Origin of the sequence: Streptomyces gobiensis, from assembly GCF_021216675.1 — a bacterium.
Classification (GTDB): Bacteria; Actinomycetota; Actinomycetes; order Streptomycetales; family Streptomycetaceae; genus Streptomyces; species Streptomyces gobiensis.
Map to the genome: position 1 here is coordinate 5,496,933 of NZ_CP086120.1, position 18,068 is coordinate 5,515,000.

The following is an 18,068-nucleotide window of genomic DNA, read 5'->3' on the forward strand; positions in this document are numbered from 1 at the left end:
GCGTTGACGGAGGGGAGGCCATGCGCTTTCGCGGGAATACGATCCGCCGGAAGATCGTGGCGCTGTTGCTGGTGCCCCTGGTGGCACTCACCTCCATCTGGGCCTTCGCCACCGTCATCACCAGCCGTGAGGCCAGACAACTCCTGAATGTCGCCCACATCGTGGACAAGATCGGCTACCCGGCTGAGGAGACAGTTCAGGCCATTCAGCGCGAACGCCGCCAAGCGCTGATCTACCGTGCTGACCCGCGCCGCTCCGACGCGCTCACCGAGCTGCACCAGCAACAGCGCGCCACCGACAAGGTGGTGAACCGCATACGCGTCAACGCGGGAGATGTCCGCGGTGAACTGCCCCAGGACTCCCAGAAGCGGCTCGACACCCTCCTGGAAGAGCTGGACGGGCTGGAGTCCCTGCGCGCCAAGGTCGAGCGCAACACTGTCTCCCGCGCGGACGCGTTCGCCGCGTACAACGCCGTCGTGGATCCCAGCTACGAACTGCTGGGCACTCTGAATGCCCTGGAGAACGTCCGGCTCGACAAGGAGGCCCGCGCCCTCGTCGCCGTCTCCCGGGCCCGTGAGCTGGTCTCCCGGGAGGACGCACTGATGGCCGCCGCCCTCGCCGCGGGCCGGATGACCAAGAAGGAGCTGCGCGAGTTCTCCGACCGGGTCGCCGAACGGAACATCATCTACAGCACCAACCTCCAGATGCTGCCCGACGAGGACCGGCTGACCTTCGAGGACTACTGGGACGGCGCCGACGGACGGACCTTGAAGTCCTTTGAGGACGCCGTGGTCGACGCGGGCGCGGGCGGCGCCGTCAAGGCCGTCAACGCCGAGCGCTGGGACGCCGCCACCAGCACGGTCCTGGACGACCTGGAGCAGATGGACCGAGCGGCAGCCGAGCGCTACACGGAGCGGGTCGAGCCCGCGGCCCTGTCGGTGCTCCTCAAGGCGGGTATCGCCGGAGTCCTCGGCTTCCTGGCCGTACTGGCCTCCGTCGTCGTCTCATTCCGTATCGGCCGGGGCCTCGTCCGCGACCTCGGCACGCTGCGCAGAGAGGCACACGAGGCCTCCGGTGTCCGGCTGCCCAGCGTGATGCGCCGTCTTGCCGCGGGGGAGCACGTCGATGTGGAAACCGAGGCACCCCGCCTGGAGTACGGTCCGGATGAGATGGGCCAGGTAGGTCAGGCTCTCAACACTCTGCAGCGGGCCGCCATCGAGGCCGCCGTCAAACAGGCCGATATGCGCCGTGGTGTCTCCGAGGTCTTCGTCAACCTCGCCCGCCGCAACCAGGTGCTTCTGCACCGCCAGCTCACCCTCCTGGACACCATGGAGCGGCGCACCGAGGATCCCGAGGAGCTCGCCGATCTCTTCCGGCTCGACCATATGACGACCCGGATGCGCCGCCATGCCGAGGGCCTGGTCATCCTCTCCGGCGCCGCCCCCTCCCGGCAGTGGCGCAAGCCGGTCCAGCTGATGGATGTCGTACGGGCCGCCGTCGCCGAGGTCGAGGACTATGAGCGCATCGAGGTGCGGCGGCTGCCGAGGCTCGCCGTCGATGGCCCGGCGGTGGCCGACCTCACCCACCTCATCGCCGAACTCCTGGAGAACGCCACCGTCTTCTCGCCGCCGCACACCGCGGTGCAGGTGCTCGGCGCACGCGTCGCCAACGGCTTCACGCTGGAGATCCACGACCGCGGTCTCGGGATGGCCCCGGAGATGCTGCTGGAAGCCAATCTCCGGCTCGCCGAAACCCCGGAGTTCGAGCTCTCCGACACCGACCGGCTCGGTCTGTTCGTCGTCTCCCGGCTCGCCCAGCGGCAGGGCGTACGCATCTCCCTGCAGCCGTCCCCCTACGGCGGCACCACCGCCGTGGTCCTCATCCCGGGCTCTGTGCTCACCGAGGTGAGCGGCGCCGGAAGGGACGCCCTCGAACGCGGCAGGGACGAGGACACCGGCAGTCATGGACTGGGCGCGCTCGCCCGGATGCCGGTCTCCCTGCCGGAGCGGGAGACGCCCGTCCCCCTCGGTCTGGGCGGCAAGCCGGGCGGGTCCGCGGGCCCCCGGCCCAAGGGCGGGCCCATCGAGCTGGAAAGCGCGCTCGACGACTTCGATGAGACCGAGGACAGCGTCGGCAGCCTCTTCCGCGATCTGCAGAGCCGGCACAGCCGCCATGACACCGGCCCCACGCCGGAACAGCACCAGCAGGCCCATGACGATCCCGAGGCGGACAGCGGACTCCAGCCCGCACACCACGACGGCCCGGTCCCGCTGCCCCGGCGGCGACCCGGCGCCGCGAACGGCCCGGTCCTGGTGTCCGACCATGGCCGCCCGGTCGGCAATGACCGCGGAGAGCACCGGGGCGCAGCCGACCGCCGCGAGCGGGATGAGGAGCCGCAGCGTCCCACGACGGTGGGCGGCCTGCCCCGCCGGGTACGGCAGGCCAGCCTCGCACCCCAGCTCAAGACGGCGGACCGGGACACCGGGGACGACGGCCCCGAAGAGGGGCCCCGGAGCCCGGTAGCAGCCCGTGCTCCGGAGCCGCCCGAGGAACGGGATGCCGATGAGGTACGCAGCCGGATGGCCTCCCTGCAGCGGGGCTGGCAGCGAGGCCGGGAGCAGAACGACAGAACCACACCGGAGGGGGACGGTCGATGACCGCACCACGAGCCACACCCCACAGCACCGCTTCGAAGGGAGGCGGTGAGCTGAACTGGCTGCTGGATGAGTTGGTTGAGCGCGTCGGCAGCATCCGCAAGGCGCTCGTCCTGTCCGGCGACGGACTTGCCAGAGGCGTTTCGAAGGACCTCACCCGGGAGGACAGTGAGCACCTCGCGGCGGTGGCCTCCGGATTCCACAGCCTCGCCAAGGGAGTCGGCCGCCACTTCGAGGCGGGCGGTGTCCGGCAGACCGTCGTTGAGCTGGAAGAGGCCTTTCTGTTCGTCACCGCGGCGGGCGACGGCAGCTGCCTCGCGGTCCTTGCGGACGCCGAGTCGGATGTCGGGCTGGTCGCCTATGAGATGACACTGCTCGTCAGGCGGGTCGGCGCACACCTTGGTACCGCGCCCCGCGCAGACCACCCTGGCGGAGGGTGAAGGTCCGCGCATGACGGAGCGATGGTTCGATGACGCGGCCGGGCCCGTGGTGCGGCCCTACGCGATGACGCGTGGCCGCACCCGCGGCGCCGTGGGCGTCCAACTCGACCTGATCGCACTGGTGATCGCGGAATCGGCCGGTGACGCCGATGATGTGCACGCCGACCGTACTCTCGCCCCGGAGCACATCGATATCGTCACCCGGTGCCGGCAGGCACCCCAGTCGGTCGCGGAGCTCGCGGCCGACCTCGATCTGCCGGTGGGGGTTGTCCGCGTACTCATCGGTGATCTCATCGACGCGGACCTGGTCCGTGTCAGCCGCCCCGTACCCCCGGCCGAGCTGCCGGACGAGAGCATCCTACGAGAGGTAATCAATGGTCTTCGGGCGCTCTAAGCGAGGCTGCGAAGAGGCCGCCGCCGACCCGGTGACGCTCAAGGTCCTGGTGGCGGGCGGCTTCGGGGTAGGCAAGACCACCTTCGTGGGGGCGGTCAGCGAGATCAAACCGCTACGTACCGAGGAAGCCCTGACCGAGGCGAGCCGCCCGTTCGACAGCACCGACGGTGTGGAGGCGAAGTCCACCACGACCGTCGCCATGGACTTCGGGCGGATCACCCTCAGCGACTCCCTGGTGCTCTACCTCTTCGGCACCCCGGGGCAGGACCGCTTCTGGTTTCTCTGGGATGAGCTTGCCCAGGGCGCCCTCGGCGCGGCCGTGCTCGTCGACACCCGCCGCCTGGAGGAGTGCTTCGCCGCCATCGACTACTTCGAACGGCGCGCCATTCCCTTCACCGTGGCCGTCAACTGTTTCGACGGTGCCGACCGCTACCCGATTGAGACGGTCCGTGCGGCTCTCGACCTCGACGAGCGGGTGCCGGTGATGCTCTGTGACGCCCGCCGCCGGGAATCCGCCCGCGATGTCCTGGTCTCCGTAGTAGAACACGCCATGCGCACCGCCGCCTCCCACCACCACCCCGCCACCGCCACCTCTTCTTAACGGCGGCCGCCCCTTCTTAACGGCGTCCTCGCACCGCTCGGCCCTGGCGGGCCTCCCGGGCTTCGGACGCCTGCGCCGGACTCCGTCCGTCGGTGCTGGCTGGGGGCCGTTGCCGTCGTTGGGAGAGTTCCCCTAACCCGGCCCCTTCCCGAAACTGGTGGCTGCCGCCCCCAGACCCCCACCCCCGTTGTGGGCACTCGCAGCCCCGCGAGGGGCTGTGGGTGGGCACAACACCGGCCACCGGCCCGCACCGAGCCACCCCCGGGGCCCGGGGCGAAGCCCCGGTTTACGGGAAGGGGCGGGATACGGGGAAACCCACCCACGGCACCCCGCACCCGGGGGCGGAGCCCGCCACGCGGCGGAGCCGCGTATCGGTACAGCCGGGAACCCCGCAGCCGAGGCGAAGCCCCGCCGCGCGGCGGAGCCGCACAGCACCCTGGTCAGTCCTCCTCGTGCCAGCCGAAGCTACGCTCCACCGCCTTACGCCAGTTGCGAAACTCCCGCTCCCGCCGCTCCGCCGACATCCCCGGCGTCCACTCCACATCCCGCCGCCAGTGCGACCTCAGCTCATCCAGGTCCGACCACACCCCCGTGGCCAGCCCAGCCGCGTAAGCCGCCCCCAGACACGTCGTCTCGGCGATCACCGGCCGGATCACCGGCACCCCCAGCACATCGGCCTGATGCTGCATCAGCAGCCCATTGACGGTCATACCGCCATCCACCTTCAGCGTGGTGATCCGCACACCCGAGTCCTGATACATCGCGTCCACCACCTCCCGCGTCTGCCAGCTCGTCGCCTCCAGCACCGCACGTGCCAGATGGGCTTTGGTCACATAGCGGGTCAGACCGGTGATGACCCCGCGCGCGTCGGAGCGCCAGTACGGCGCGAAGAGCCCGGAGAAAGCCGGCACGATATACGCACCGCCGTTGTCCTCGACGCTCGCCGCCAGCGGCTCGATCTCATCGGCTGACTGGATGATCCCCAGCTGATCACGGAACCACTGCACCAGCGCACCGGTGATCGCGATTGAGCCCTCCAGGCAGTAGACGGGCGGCTCCCCGCCGAGCTGGTAGCCCATCGTCGTCAGCAGCCCGCTCTTGGACGGCACCGGCCGACTACCGGTGTTGAGCAGCAAAAACGATCCTGTGCCGTAGGTGTTCTTCGCCTCCCCGATGCCGTAGCAGGTCTGGCCGAAGACGGCCGCCTGCTGGTCGCCGAGCGCGGAGGCCACCGGCACCCCGGCCAGCTGCCCCACCGCCGTGCCGTACACCTCCGCCGAGGACCTGATCTCCGGCAGAATCGCCTCGGGGATGTTCATCGCGGCCAGGATCGAGGAGTCCCACTGCAGGGTCTCCAGATTCATCAGCATGGTGCGCCCGGCGTTTGTCACATCGGTGACATGCACCCCGCCGTCCGTACCACCCGTCAGATTCCAGATCAGCCAGGAGTCCATGGTGCCGAAGGCGATCTCCCCGGCCGCCGCCCGCTGCCGCAGTCCGGGCACACTGTCGAGCAGCCAGGCGGCCTTGGGCCCGGAGAAGTAGCTGGCCAGCGGTAGCCCGGTGGTTTCACGGAAACGGTCCTGGCCGACCGTTCCGCCCAGCTCGGTGCAGAGTGCCGAGGTGCGGGTGTCCTGCCAGACGATGGCGTTGTGCACCGGCTTGCCGGTCGACCGGTCCCACAGCACGGTCGTCTCCCGCTGGTTGGTGATGCCCAGCGCGCTGAGCTGGTCGGCACGCAGCCCCGCGTTGGCGAGCGCCCCGGTGACCACGGCCTGCACCTTGGACCAGATCTCGGTGGCGTCGTGCTCCACCCAGCCGGGCTTGGGGAAGATCTGGCGGTGCTCGCGCTGGTCCACCGCGACAATGGCGCCGCTCTGGTCGAAGATGATGCACCGGCTGGAGGTCGTGCCCTGATCGATCGCGGCAACGTATATGGGTGCGGTCTCGGTCATGGTGTCCCCCCTTCAGAAGACCAGGTTGTAGATTCCGGCCGCGATGAGACCGCCGATGAAGGGCCCTGCCACGGGGATCCAGGAGTAGCTCCACTCGGAGGTCCCCTTCCCGGGGATGCGCACGATCTGGTGCGCGATCCGTGGCCCCAGGTCACGGGCGGGGTTGATGGCGTAACCGGTCGGCCCGCCGAGCGAGAGGCCGATCCCGACCACGAGGAACGCGATGAGCAGTACCGGAAGTCCAGCGTCACCGATGCCCTCGACATGCCTCCTGCCGCCGACGAACGCCAGAACGGGCAGCACCAGGGCGATGCTGGCGATGATCTCGGTGGTGAGGTTCTGCGCCGAGTTGTAGAGCTCCGGCCGGGTCGAGAAGACGCCCAGCGTCTCCATGCGCTTTTCCTCGTCCGCGTTCGCGGCGAACTGACCGTAGTAGGCCAGCCAGCAGAGCACGGCTCCGAGGAACGCGCCGATGAGCTCGCCCGCGAAGTACACCGGAACTTGTTCCCACTTCGTGGTGCCCTCGACCGCGAGCCCGAGTGTGACGGCGGGGTTGATGTGGCCCCCGGACAGCGGTGCGGCCGTATACGCCCCGGCCATGACGCCGAAGCCCCAGCCGAAGGCGATGACGATCCACCCGCCGGCTCTTGCCTTCGAATGGTGCAGCAGGACCGCGGCCACACAGCCTGTGCCAAAGAGGACGAGGATCCCGGTCCCGATGATTTCGCCGATGAAGATGTCGCTGTTGGACATGGCGGCTCCTAGTGCGTGCCCTCGCCCTGGGCGACCACCCCGGGCGTCCCTGCGGGTGCGGCTTACCGCGCCGATGGAGCCGATGGCAGGGAGCTGCCCGCAGCTGGCTGGGCCCCGCCCGGCGTCGGCGACCGGCGTGCGTATCCACCGGTATCGCCCGTGGGGATACGGCGCGGCTGAGTGGGCCGGCGTGCGGCGATGCCGACTGACATCCGGCAGTGTTCACCGCTGCCCGGGGGCCGTCAAGGACGTATGCGGGGTGTTTTGTCCCGTCCCGCCGCGCAGCGCATCGTGGCCGGGCACGCCGGGCCGCTCCGGCACCCACCTCGCTGCGTCAGCGCACCGCCACGACAGCTGAACCATGGCCGAACAGCCCCTGATTGGCAGTGATCCCGGCCCGCGCGCCCGGCACCTGCCGCGGACCGGCCTGCCCGCGTAGCTGCCAGGTCAGCTCGCAGACCTGTGCGATGGACTGCGCGGGCACCGCCTCACCGAAGGAGGCGAGCCCGCCGCTCGGGTTCACCGGCATCCGGCCACCGAGCGCCGTCGCGCCCTCCCGCAGCAGCTTCGCACCCTCCCCGGGCGGTGCCAGTCCCAGATCCTCGTACCACTCCAGCTCCAGCGCGGTGGACAGGTCGTATACCTCCGCGCATGACAGCTCTTCGGGTCCCAGCCCGGCCTCCTCGTAGGCGGCCCGGGCGATGGCGGACCGAAATCCCCCGGCGGCGGGCTGCACGGCCGCCGCGGAGTCGGTGGCGATGTCCGGCAGATCGAGCACGGTCCGCGGATAGCGCGGGGACACCGTCGAGACCGCGCGGATCCGCACCGGATCCCTCACACCCTGCTGGTGGGCGAAGTCCAGGCTGGTCAGGATCAGCGCGGCCGCACCGTCCGAGGTGGCGCAGATATCCAGCAGCCGTAACGGATCGGCCACCATGGGGGAGCGGGTGACCTCCTCGGCGGTGACTGGCTTGCGGTAACGGGCATACGGGTTGGCCGCCCCCGCCGCCGCGTTCTTCACCTTCACCTGGGCGAAATCGTCGGCCGTATCGCCGTACAGGGCGATACGGCGGCGCGCGTAGAGGCCGAAGTAGGCGGGGTTGGTGGCGCCCAGCACCCTGAAGCGCAGCCAGTCCGGGTCATCGGGGCGGTCGCCGCCCGCCGGGGCGAAGAACCCCTTGGGCGCGGCGTCCGCGCCGACCACCAGCACGGCATCCGCCTGCCCCGCCAGGATCTGCGAACGGGCGGCACCGATGGCCTGCGCGCCGGAGGCACAAGCCGCGTACACACTGGTGATCCTGGCCCCCTGCCAGCCCAGCGCCCGAGCGAAGGTCGCCCCCGCCACATAGCCCGGATAGCCGCCGCGCACCGTGTCCGCGCCGACCACCGACTGGATGTCCGCCCACTCAAGACCGGCGTCGGCCAGCGCGTCACGGGCCGCCTTGGTGCCGTACTCGGCAAAGCCACGTCCCCATTTCCCCCAGGGGTGCATTCCAGCGCCAAGCACCGCCACATCGTCACTCATGCCCGCCCTCCGGTCCCGCCACGGGCTTCCAGTGCCAGGTCATCCAGATGTGTTCGGCATCCTCATTCAGTACGCCGGGCACCAGCTCCACCGTCATCCCCACGGCCAGATCGTCCACCGTCACCCCGGGCGCGGCCTGGCCCAGCACCACCATCCGCTCCGCCGCCAGCTCCGCGGCGACCAGCGTGTACGGCTCCCACTCCCGGTCCGGGCCGGAGACATACGGTGGCGGCGGGCGGTACCGCGCATCGGTGTACGACCAGACGGTGCCGTGCCGGGACAGCGGCACCTCCACCAGTTCGGTGCCCGCGCAGCCGGGGTTGCGGCAGAAGGCGTCCTCGCGCGGGAAGAAGACCGCGGAACACTCCCGGCACCGGGTGCCCAGCAAACGGAACTCCGCCGGACCGCCGCCGGACGGGTCGGTGAACCAGCCTTCTACCACCGGTGTACGGATGCGCGACACGGCCCCTCCCGCACGGACTCAGACAGCAGAACTGATGGAGCGTCAGGAGTGTGTCACGCGTGCGCCACCGAGGGAATGGCGAAACGCAGAGAGGCGTTGTGTGTTCCAGATGGGTGACGCGTGCCAGGCGGCTGAACCATCTCGGCCCGATCGGCGTCCCCTGCGGCAGACGGCGGCACAGGACCCACGGGGGTGGCCCTGTGCCGCCGCCGCGTCAGCCGGTCTCGTACCCGTCAGGAGCTACTGGCTGGCACGCCGTCGGCGTGCGGCGATCAGCACGCCGCCGCCGGCCAGAAGCACGGCGGCACCGGCACCAGCAAGGTATGGAGTGGCGCTGTCACCACCGGTCTCAGCGAGCTCGGTCTCAGCGTCCTTGCCCGGCGCCGGGGCGGTGTCCTTGGCATCCCCCGCGTCCTCGGTGTCCTTGGTGTCTTCGGTGCCCTTGGCCGGGACGAAGCCCTTGGGCGGGCTGTCGCAGCCGATACCGTCCCTGTCGCGGTCCAGATGCGCGCCGTAGTGCTCATCGCCCTTGGGGATGTGGGAGTGCCCGTGGTCGTAGGCCTCAGTGCAGTTCTTGAACGGGTGGACGTCCCCGTGGGCGTGCGCGGCGGAGGGCAGCGCGGTAAGCGCGGCAATGGCGACGACGACGGTCGCACACGCGCGGGGCAGAGACGGGGCCATGAAGTTCTTTCTGTGCTCTGTAGTTAAACCGCGGCGTAGTTACCGCGGCGTTCTGCCGCAGCCCCGGCACACAGGTGTGCTCGGGCTGATAGACGCGGGGAGCGGCGGAGCGAGCATGGCACAGCGGGCGTGGTGGGCATAGCGGCTCAAGTGGCCTTTGAGAGGCGCGAATTAATCAGCGCGCGCCCCGCTGCCCCGCGAAGGCCAGCAGCCGACGACGGGGTTCTCCATCGCCGGCACACCTTTCGTGGCTTTGGACTCTTACTCCTTGCCGCAGACGGAACGCCTTTCGACAGGGAAGTCGAAGTAGGTGTCAGGGTAGGGCTCAGGCTGGTAGGTGTAGTGCCACCACTCGTATGCGTAGTTGACGAAGCCGACTGCTTCAAGCTCGTCCTTCAGGAGCAGCCGATTCTGCCGCTGCTCTCCCTGAACGCGCTTGTCGAGCGTGTGAGATCTTGAATCGAAGCAGTCGAAGGAAGTCCCCATGTCGAGGGAGTTGTCCGGGAACCGCTTCTCCTGAGCGGCGTAACATGGCACCAGCGGCTCCCCGGGCACATACGGGCGGGTTGGCGTGGCAGGGAGTTTCACCAGAGTGAGGTCGACCGTGCTACCGCGGCTGTGTCCCGATCGCTCGGCGATGTAGCCGTCCTCGAAGAGTCGGCTCTTGTCGACCTGCGGATAGAACTCCTGCTTCATCCGCAGGTCATGCATGTCCTTCGCCCAGCTCACGAAGTGGTCCACAGCCCGCTGCGGCCGGTAGCAGTCGTATACCTTCAGGGAGTACCCCTTCCTGACGAATGTCCGCTGGGCCTTCTTCAGCGCCTTGGCGGCCGGTCTGGTGAGAACGCACATCGGCCTGCTGTAGCCGTCGACCGGATCGCCGATGAAGTTGTGTGCCGTGAAGTACCGGATGTCCTGGAGGATTGTCTTGTCGACGTCGCTGAGTGCGACGAATTCCGGTGGTGCCTTGGGCTCGGACTTGGCGACGGCGATCGGGGCCGTGAGCGCTGTATTGGACAGAGCTGTGAGGGACAGAGCTGTCGCGGCGGCTCCAATGTGGAGGCGGCGGGGCATGGAGCGCGGTGAGGCGGCATGAAAAGGCATGTCCAACTCCTTTACCATGGCGCAGGAACCGCCACGCTGGATTACGCTCTCACGCCCCGCACCCGCACCGGACAGCCCACCGGCCCGCCGCCCTCCCGTGTCACCACCGGCTCACCGCCCAGCAGCCGCACGAGGAACCGCTCGACTTCCCCCTGAGCCCAGCCGTCACCCGCGTCGGCCACCATGATCCCGCTCCCGGTGCGCCCCGGCGGCGGCGCCCATACGTCCAGCTCAACCCCGCCGTCCGTGCCCGTCACCGGAATGACCGAGCCCGCACGCGCCAGCACCGGGATCCGGGACAGCGGAGCCGCCACGGTCACCTCGTCCGGCCCGTCGTATGCCACACCGGTCGCCGTGTCGTACCACCGGCCCCTCGGCAGCCGTACCGAACGCCGCACCGCCCCCTGCTCCAGCACCGGCGCCACCAGCAGGGCATCGCCGAGCAGAAAGGCGTCATCGCAGTCGCGCAGCGCCCGGTCCGCCGGACTGTGCCACCACAGCGGCCGCACATAGGGCGCGCCGGTGCGGTGCGCCAGCTGGGCCAGGGTGGAGAAATACGGCAGCAGCCGTTCCCGTTCGGCCATCGCCGACCGGGCGCAGTCCAGCGTCTGCTTCCCGAACTCCCATGGCTCCCGCCGCCCAGCGGAGACCGCCGTACGCGTACGGAACAGCGGCAGATACGCGCCCAGCTGGAACCAGCGCAGATACAGCTCCGCCGACGGTGACCCGGTGAGCCCGCCGATGTCCGGCCCCGAGTACGGCACCCCGCACAGCCCGAGACCCAGCACCAGTGCCAGTGAGGCCCGCAGCCCCGGCCAGCCGGTGGCGACATCGCCCGACCCGGTACCGCCGTAACGCTGCATCCCCGCCCAGCCGGAGCGGGAGAAGAGGAACGGCCGCTCCAGCGGACGCAGCTCCCGCAGCGCCTCGTACCCCGCCCGTGCCATCATCAGGGCGTATACGTTGTGCGCCTCCCGGTGATCGCCCCCGCGCCCCTCCAGGGCGTGCCGGGCCGAGCGCGGCAGCGACGGATCGCCGAACGCGGCGAAGGACACCGGCTCGTTCATGTCGTGCCACGCCCCGGCGAACCCCCGCGCCAGCCGCTCCGCACACAGCCCGCCCCACCACTTGCGCGCCCGTGGATCGGAGAAGTCCGGGAAGACCGACTCACCCGGCCACCCCATCCCACGCACCACCCGGCCATCCGGCCCCCGTACGAACGCGTCCGCCTCGAGCCCGCTGTCGTACACGCGCTCGCCCGGTTCCGCCTTCACCGCCGGGCCGACTACGGAGACCAGCCGCACCCCCTCCGCGCGCAGCTCGTTCGCCACCGCTGACCGATCGTGGCCGGTCCCCAGATGCAGCCCCCGCAGCGGCAGCCTCCGCTCCCGGTACCCCGCCGCGATCCCCCGCACCTCCCGCTCACCGTCGCCGGCCCCGCACGCGTGCTGGTATCCAAGCGCCCAGCGCGGCGGCACCGCGGGCGGCCCGGTCAGCGCCGTCCACCTTTGCAGCGCCCGGGCGGGCGGCCCAGGCAGCACCCAGTAACGCAGCGGCCCACCCGACATCCGCAGTTCGCAACGCCCAGGGCGGTCATGCCCGGAGCCTGCCCCCTCGGCGCCCTCACGCAAGGTCACCCGGCCGTCCCACGAGTTGTCGTGGAAGAGCAGATGCGTCCCCGCGTCCGCGACCACCAACTGCACCGGCATCGTGATGTAAAGCGGGTCCTGTCCCGGCTCATACGGCCCCGGGTCGGTGTTCCACAGCCGATAGCTGCCGTCCCGCAGCCGGGGGCCGGCCGTCCGGCCGCCGAGCCCGAAGAACCTGCCGTCCGCCGCCACTTCGGAACGCTGCACCCAGCGCGCGCCCTGACCGCCGCACCCACCAGGCTCAGCCACCGGCTCCCACCAGCGCGGCGGCAGATCCCGCCGCAGCAGCACCCCGCCGGGTGTGCGCACCTCCACCGCACCATGCCGGGTGACTATCACCAGCACCCGCTCGGACACGACCCGCCAGCCGCGGTTCTTGTCCGGCTCCAACGCCGCCCGCGCATCCACCGGCGGGCACGCACCCGCCAGCGCGTACGAGGGCTCAGGCTTCGCACCGTCCCAGCCGAGGAAGACCGCACCACCCACCGCCACCCGCACCCGCAGCGAGGAGCGCGCGAACCGCACCACACCACCACCGGGCGCGGGCTCGGCCCCCCGCACCGTCCCCGGCACCCGCGCCCGCTCCGGACCCCGGCGGGGGAGCGCCACCGCGTCCGCCCGCTGCCGCCGCCACGCCGACCGTACGGTGCGCAGCCCACGCGCCGTACCGACCAACCTCACCGACCGCCCCAGGCCACGTGCGTACATGCTGCTCAGCCTGCCACCGCCGACACCCCGCGACACCGCCGTTCAACCGCCGTTCACCCAGGCCGCCCCCGTCGTTGCAGCACATCAACAACACCCCCTTACGGAACGCCCACCCTGGTGCCGAGGGGCCCGTCCACGCTGGGAGGCGTTCCGACACAGAGCCCCCGACCCTGGTGTCGGGGACGATGCTGCGGTCTTCCGGGGGGCGACCCCCGTACCCCCGGCCGGACGTGGCGCCCGTCCACGTGGGACGTGTCCCGACACAGAACCCCCCACCCTGGTGCCCGGGACGATGCTGCGGTCTTCCGGGGGGCGACCCCCGTACCCCCAGCCGGACGTGTCGCCCGTCCACGTGGGACGTGTCCCGACACAGAACCCCCCCACCCTGGTGCCCGGGACGATCACATGGCATCGTCCTGCACAGCCGCCGCGTCACGCGCACACCCCGCTCGTGCGCGGAGAACGCACACGACGCGTACAGCCGGGAGCCGCCATGACCGCAGCGCACAGCGCCGCACAGCCCGCAGACCAGCCACAGCCCCTGTGGCAGCCGGGACCGGACCGCATCGAAGGCGCCCAGCTCACCCGCTTCCAGGCCTGGGCCGCCCGGCGGCACGGCGCCCCAGCCGCCGTCCCCGGTAACCCGGCCGCGAGCTACGCCGCACTGCACCGCTGGTCCGTCGAGGAGCTGGCCACCTTCTGGCAGGCGGTCACCGAGTGGTTCGACGTACGGTTCTCCACCCCGTACGAGACCGTTCTCGCCGACCGCAGCATGCCCGGGGCGACCTGGTTCCCCGGCGCCACCCTCAACTACGCCGAGCACGCCTTGCGCGCCGCCGAGGACCCCGACCGTGCGGACGCCCCCGCCCTGCTGTACGTCGACGAGAGTCAGGAACCCCGCTCCGTCACCTGGGCCGAGCTCCGCCGCCAGGTCGGTTCCCTCGCCGCCGAGCTGCGCCGCCTCGGCGTACGTCCCGGGGACCGGGTCAGCGGCTATCTGCCCAACATCCCGCAGGCGGCCATCGCCCTCCTCGCTACTGCCGCCGTCGGTGGCGTCTGGACCTCCTGCGCCCCCGACTTCGGCGCCCGCAGTGTCCTGGACCGCTTCCAGCAAGTCGAGCCCGTCATCCTGTTCACCGTCGACGGATACCGCTATGGCGGCAAAGAACACGACCGCACCGCGACCGTCGCCGAACTCCGCCGCGAACTGCCCACCCTGCGCGCCGTAGTGCACATCCCGCTGCTGGGCACTGCCGCCCCGCAGGACGCCCTGGAGTGGGAAACCCTCACCGCCACCGATGCCGAACCCCTCTTCGAGCAGGTGCCCTTCGACCACCCACTCTGGGTGCTCTACTCCTCCGGCACCACCGGACTGCCCAAGGCCATCGTCCAGTCCCAGGGCGGCATCCTCGTCGAACATCTCAAACAGCTCGGCCTGCACTGCGATCTCGGCCCGGATGACCGGTTCTTCTGGTACACCTCCACCGGCTGGATGATGTGGAACTTCCTCGTCTCCGGCCTGCTGACCGGTACGACCGTCATCACCTACGACGGCAGCCCCGGCTACCCCGACACCGCCGCCCAGTGGCGGATCGCCGAACGGACCGGGGCGACCCTCTACGGCACCTCGGCCGCGTATGTGATGGCCTGCCGTAAGTCCGGAATTCACCCGGGCCGCGACCTCGACCTTGCCACCGTCAAGTGCGTCGCCACCACCGGATCGCCACTGCCCCCCGATGGTTTCCGCTGGCTGCACGACGAGTTCGCCGAGGCTCACGCGGAACTGTGGATCGCCTCGGTCAGCGGCGGCACCGATGTGTGCAGCTGCTTCGCCGGAGCCGTCCCCACGCTGCCCGTCCACGCCGGTGAGTTGCAGGCCCCCTGCCTGGGCACGGACCTGCAGTCCTGGGATCCGCACGGCAAGCCGCTGGTCGACGAGGTCGGCGAGCTGGTCGTCACCAACCCGATGCCCTCCATGCCCGTCTGCTTCTGGAACGACCCGGACGGCTCCCGCTACCGCGACAGCTACTTCGAGATGTTCCCCGGCGTCTGGCGCCACGGCGACTGGATCACCGTCACCTCGCGCGGCTCCGTCATCATCCACGGCCGCTCCGACTCCACCCTCAACCGTCAGGGCGTCCGGATGGGCTCCGCGGACATCTACGAAGCCGTCGAACGCCTCCCCGAAATCCGCGAATCCCTCGTCGTCGGCGTGGAACAGCCGGGCGGCGGCTACTGGATGCCCCTCTTCGTGCACCTCGCCCAGGGCGCCACCCTGGACGACGTTCTGCGCGACCGCATCAAGCGAACCATCCGCGAAGAGCTCTCACCCCGCCATGTACCCGACGAGATCATCGAGGTCGAGGGCATCCCGCACACCCTGACCGGCAAGCGACTCGAAGTACCGGTCAAACGCCTCCTCCAGGGGACCCCCTTGGACAAGGCGGTCAACCCCGGCTCGGTCGACCATGCCGAGCTGCTGCACTTCTACACCCGCCTGGCTCGCGAACGCACCGCCTGAAGGCGCCTGAACGACGGCCTCGGTCCATTGTCAGACCCCTCGACTACGGTCAGTGAGCAAGTGATCGCAGTAATTGGGGGAAAGTCATGGCACAGACCAGAAGCCGCAAGCAACTGAGTGCCCGTCGTGCGCTGCGCCGCGAAACGCCCAGCACGGTCGCTGTTCTGGCGGAGGAGTCGGACTTCGCGGCCATGCGCCGCTACAAGAGCTTCATCTTCGACGATCATCAAAGCTATCTGCGGCAGTTGGAAGGACTGCTCCGCGCCCTGGCAGCGCAGGGCGTGCACACCCGGATCGCTCTCTTCGACCCTGCCGACTACGAGGAGTTCTGCACCGTCGAGCAGCTGGACCCCGACACCCCGGCCAGCCGCTCCCGGTACACCGCGGAGGTCGCGGCCGCGGGGGCCACCGTGGCCTACCAGGGGCAGCCCATCGACCGGCTGATGCCACGGCTTCTCCATACGGCCGAACGCGAGCGCACCTGGGAGCGGGCCACCCAGCTGCTCGCCGGACTCGGGCCCTGCGGCTGCTGCGGACAGGACATCGGGCATGCCTCTTCCGAGCGCGCCGCGCGGGCCGTGGCCGGGCTCATCGAGTCCGTTGGCCCCGGCAGGCACCATCTGGTGTGCAGCGTCACCGCGGCGGACGGCCCCGTAGATCTGCCGTTCGCGGCCATGCTGCATGTCGAAGCCGACGACGAAGGCGAGCTTCAGCTGAGCGAGGAAGAAGCCCTGGTGCTGACCACGGTGCTGGCTGCGGGCATCGCCACGGACGGCCCCGGCGGCATCGTGCTCCGCACCAGCCGTGACGGCCGCGAGGTGGTGCGTGGCTGGCAGCTCAACGACGGCTGGCTGTGGCCGCTGACCGAAGCGGAAGTCTTCACGGCCTACTGCACAGACGCCACCACTGGCGAGCCGGTACCACCCGAGCCGGGCGTCGACTACCGACCGGGTATCCCCGTGCCCCGCCCGGAGGACGCGGATCACTGAAGCCCGTCAGAGGCGTCAGAGGTAAGTAAAGCGTCGGCCGTCCCCCCGAAGGCGGACGGCCGACGCCGGACAGCACGCGGAGTCACTCCCCGGAGAGCACCGCCTGCGCCGCGAGCCGGGCGTCCTCAGCGCTGTCCGCGGCGCGCGCGGCGGCCGCGGCCCGCTCGCACTGAGCGAGGGTGTGCTTGGCCAGCGTGGCACGCACATACGGGATGGAGGCGGCGCCCATGGAGAGGCTGGTGACGCCCAGCCCGGTCAGCACGCAGGCCAGCGTCGGGTCGGAGGCCGCTTCACCGCACACCCCGCAGCTCTTGCCCTCGGCCTTCGCCGCCTCGGCGGACAGCGCCACCAGATCCAGCAGCGCGGGCTGCCACGGGTCCTGCAGCCGGGCCACGGCACCGACCTGCCGGTCGGCGGCGAAGGTGTACTGCGCCAGGTCGTTGGTGCCCAGCGACAGGAACTCCACCTCCTGCAGCACCGAGCGGGCCCGCAGCGCAGCGGACGGAATCTCCACCATCGCGCCGAACTTGGCCTGCAGACCGGCCTCACGACAGGCATCCGCGAACGCCTTGGCGTCCGTCCGGTCGGCCACCATCGGCGCCATGACCTCAAGATAGACGGGCACACCCTCGGCCGCCTTGGCCAGCGCCGAGAGCTGTACGCGCAGCACCTCCGGGTGGTCCAGCAGAGTACGCAGACCACGTACGCCCAGCGCCGGGTTCGGCTCATCGCCCGGGGTGAGGAAGTCCAGCGGCTTGTCCGCACCCGCGTCCAGTACCCGCACGACCACCCGGCCCTCGGGGAACGCCTCCAGCACCTTGCGGTACGCCTCGACCTGCTTCTCCTCGGACGGCGCCTTCTGGCTGTCGTCCAGGAACAGGAACTCGGTGCGGAACAGACCCACCCCCTCGGCACCGGCCGCCACCGCGGCCGGAACGTCCGCGGGTCCGCCCACATTGGCCAGCAGCGGCACCTTGTGACCGTCGGAGGTCGCGCCCGGACCGGTAGCAGCGGCGAGCGCGGCCTTCCGCTCCTCGGCCGCCTTCGCCAGCGCGGCACGCTGCTCAGCGGTCGGGTTCACCACGACCTCACCAGTGCTGCCGTCGACCGCGACGACCGTGCCTTCGGCCAGCTCACCGGCGCCCGGCAGAGCGACGATCGCGGGGACCCCCAGCGCCCGCGCCAGAATCGCGCTGTGACTGGTGGGCCCGCCCTCTTCGGTAACAAACCCGAGCACCAGAGCCGGGTCCAGCAGCGCCGTGTCCGCGGGTGCGAGATCCCGCGCGATCAGCACATACGGTTCGTCGCTGTCCGGCACACCCGGCATAGGAACGCCCAGCAGCCGGGCGACGATACGATTCCGCACATCGTCCAGGTCGGCCACCCGGCCGGCGAGATACTCACCGGCGCTGGCCAGAAGGGCGCGGTACGCGGCGAACGCGTCGTACACACCCCGCTCGGCTGTGCTCCCCACGGCGATCCGCCGCTCGACATCCGCCATGAGTTCGGGGTCCTGGGCCATCATGGCCTGTGCCTCAAGCACAGCCTGCGCCTCGCCGCCCGCCAGATTGCCCCGCGCGATCAGATCGGCGGCGACGGCTTCAACCGCCTGCCGCGCCCGCTGCTGCTCA

14 protein-coding genes (1 of these 14 only partly in view) are annotated in these 18,068 nt (G+C 70.4%); 6 read left to right on the forward strand and 8 right to left on the reverse strand.

Going from position 1 to position 18,068, the window contains the following annotated elements; all coding sequences use genetic code 11:
• Positions 1–20: 20 nt before the first annotated feature.
• Genes test1122_RS25615 through test1122_RS25630 form a run of 4 tightly spaced genes read left to right on the forward strand, consistent with a single transcriptional unit; the run spans position 21 to position 4,089 of the window.
• Positions 21–2,657, forward strand: coding sequence for a sensor histidine kinase (locus test1122_RS25615; RefSeq protein ID WP_232271538.1), 2,637 nt, complete (start codon positions 21–23; stop codon positions 2,655–2,657).
• Positions 2,654–3,094: a roadblock/LC7 domain-containing protein gene (locus test1122_RS25620; RefSeq protein ID WP_232271539.1), complete on the forward strand. Its 441-nt coding sequence runs from the start codon at positions 2,654–2,656 to the stop codon at positions 3,092–3,094. Before test1122_RS25615 ends, test1122_RS25620 begins: the two co-directional genes overlap by 4 nt.
• Positions 3,095–3,104: 10 nt before the next feature.
• Positions 3,105–3,488, forward strand: a complete 384-nt coding sequence (locus test1122_RS25625; protein ID WP_232271540.1) for a DUF742 domain-containing protein — start codon at positions 3,105–3,107, stop codon at positions 3,486–3,488.
• Positions 3,469–4,089, forward strand: a complete 621-nt coding sequence (locus test1122_RS25630) for a GTP-binding protein (protein ID WP_232271541.1) — start codon at positions 3,469–3,471, stop codon at positions 4,087–4,089. Before test1122_RS25625 ends, test1122_RS25630 begins: the two co-directional genes overlap by 20 nt.
• Before the next feature lie 440 nt (positions 4,090–4,529).
• Here test1122_RS25630 and glpK read toward each other — a convergent pair whose 3' ends face one another.
• The 7 genes from glpK to test1122_RS25665 form a co-directional block, all read right to left on the reverse strand.
• Positions 4,530–6,044, reverse strand: coding sequence for a glycerol kinase GlpK (glpK, locus tag test1122_RS25635; protein WP_232271542.1), 1,515 nt, complete (start codon positions 6,042–6,044; stop codon positions 4,530–4,532).
• Positions 6,045–6,056: 12 nt separating this feature from the next.
• Positions 6,057–6,797: an MIP/aquaporin family protein gene (locus tag test1122_RS25640; RefSeq protein ID WP_232271543.1), complete on the reverse strand. Its 741-nt coding sequence runs from the start codon at positions 6,795–6,797 to the stop codon at positions 6,057–6,059.
• Between the two features lie 334 nt (positions 6,798–7,131).
• Complete coding sequence (locus test1122_RS25645) at positions 7,132–8,322, reverse strand: lipid-transfer protein (protein ID WP_232271544.1); 1,191 nt, start codon at positions 8,320–8,322, stop codon at positions 7,132–7,134.
• Positions 8,315–8,785, reverse strand: coding sequence for a Zn-ribbon domain-containing OB-fold protein (locus test1122_RS25650; RefSeq protein WP_232271545.1), 471 nt, complete (start codon positions 8,783–8,785; stop codon positions 8,315–8,317). Before test1122_RS25650 ends, test1122_RS25645 begins: the two co-directional genes overlap by 8 nt.
• A gap of 240 nt (positions 8,786–9,025) precedes the next feature.
• On the reverse strand, positions 9,026–9,466 hold the full coding sequence (locus tag test1122_RS25655; RefSeq protein WP_232271546.1) for an excalibur calcium-binding domain-containing protein: 441 nt from the start codon (positions 9,464–9,466) through the stop codon (positions 9,026–9,028).
• A 261-nt stretch (positions 9,467–9,727) separates the two neighbouring features.
• Positions 9,728–10,570: a M15 family metallopeptidase gene (locus test1122_RS25660; protein WP_422397051.1), complete on the reverse strand. Its 843-nt coding sequence runs from the start codon at positions 10,568–10,570 to the stop codon at positions 9,728–9,730.
• 41 nt (positions 10,571–10,611) lie between these two features.
• Positions 10,612–12,927: a glycoside hydrolase family 31 protein gene (locus test1122_RS25665; RefSeq protein ID WP_232271547.1), complete on the reverse strand. Its 2,316-nt coding sequence runs from the start codon at positions 12,925–12,927 to the stop codon at positions 10,612–10,614.
• 493 nt (positions 12,928–13,420) lie between these two features.
• Between test1122_RS25665 and test1122_RS25670 the strand changes: the two genes are divergently transcribed.
• Positions 13,421–15,448 carry an acetoacetate--CoA ligase gene (locus tag test1122_RS25670; protein ID WP_232271548.1) on the forward strand — a complete coding sequence of 676 codons (2,028 nt, stop codon included), beginning with the start codon at positions 13,421–13,423 and terminating at the stop codon, positions 15,446–15,448.
• 86 nt (positions 15,449–15,534) lie between these two features.
• On the forward strand, positions 15,535–16,437 hold the full coding sequence (locus test1122_RS25675; protein ID WP_232271549.1) for a hypothetical protein: 903 nt from the start codon (positions 15,535–15,537) through the stop codon (positions 16,435–16,437).
• Between the two features lie 82 nt (positions 16,438–16,519).
• Here test1122_RS25675 and ptsP read toward each other — a convergent pair whose 3' ends face one another.
• Positions 16,520–18,068, reverse strand: the 3' portion of a protein-coding gene (ptsP, locus tag test1122_RS25680; protein ID WP_232271550.1) for a phosphoenolpyruvate--protein phosphotransferase. The gene runs 122 nt beyond the window's last position; only the last 1,549 of its 1,671 coding nucleotides appear in the window; its start codon lies beyond the right edge, outside the window; it ends in the stop codon at positions 16,520–16,522.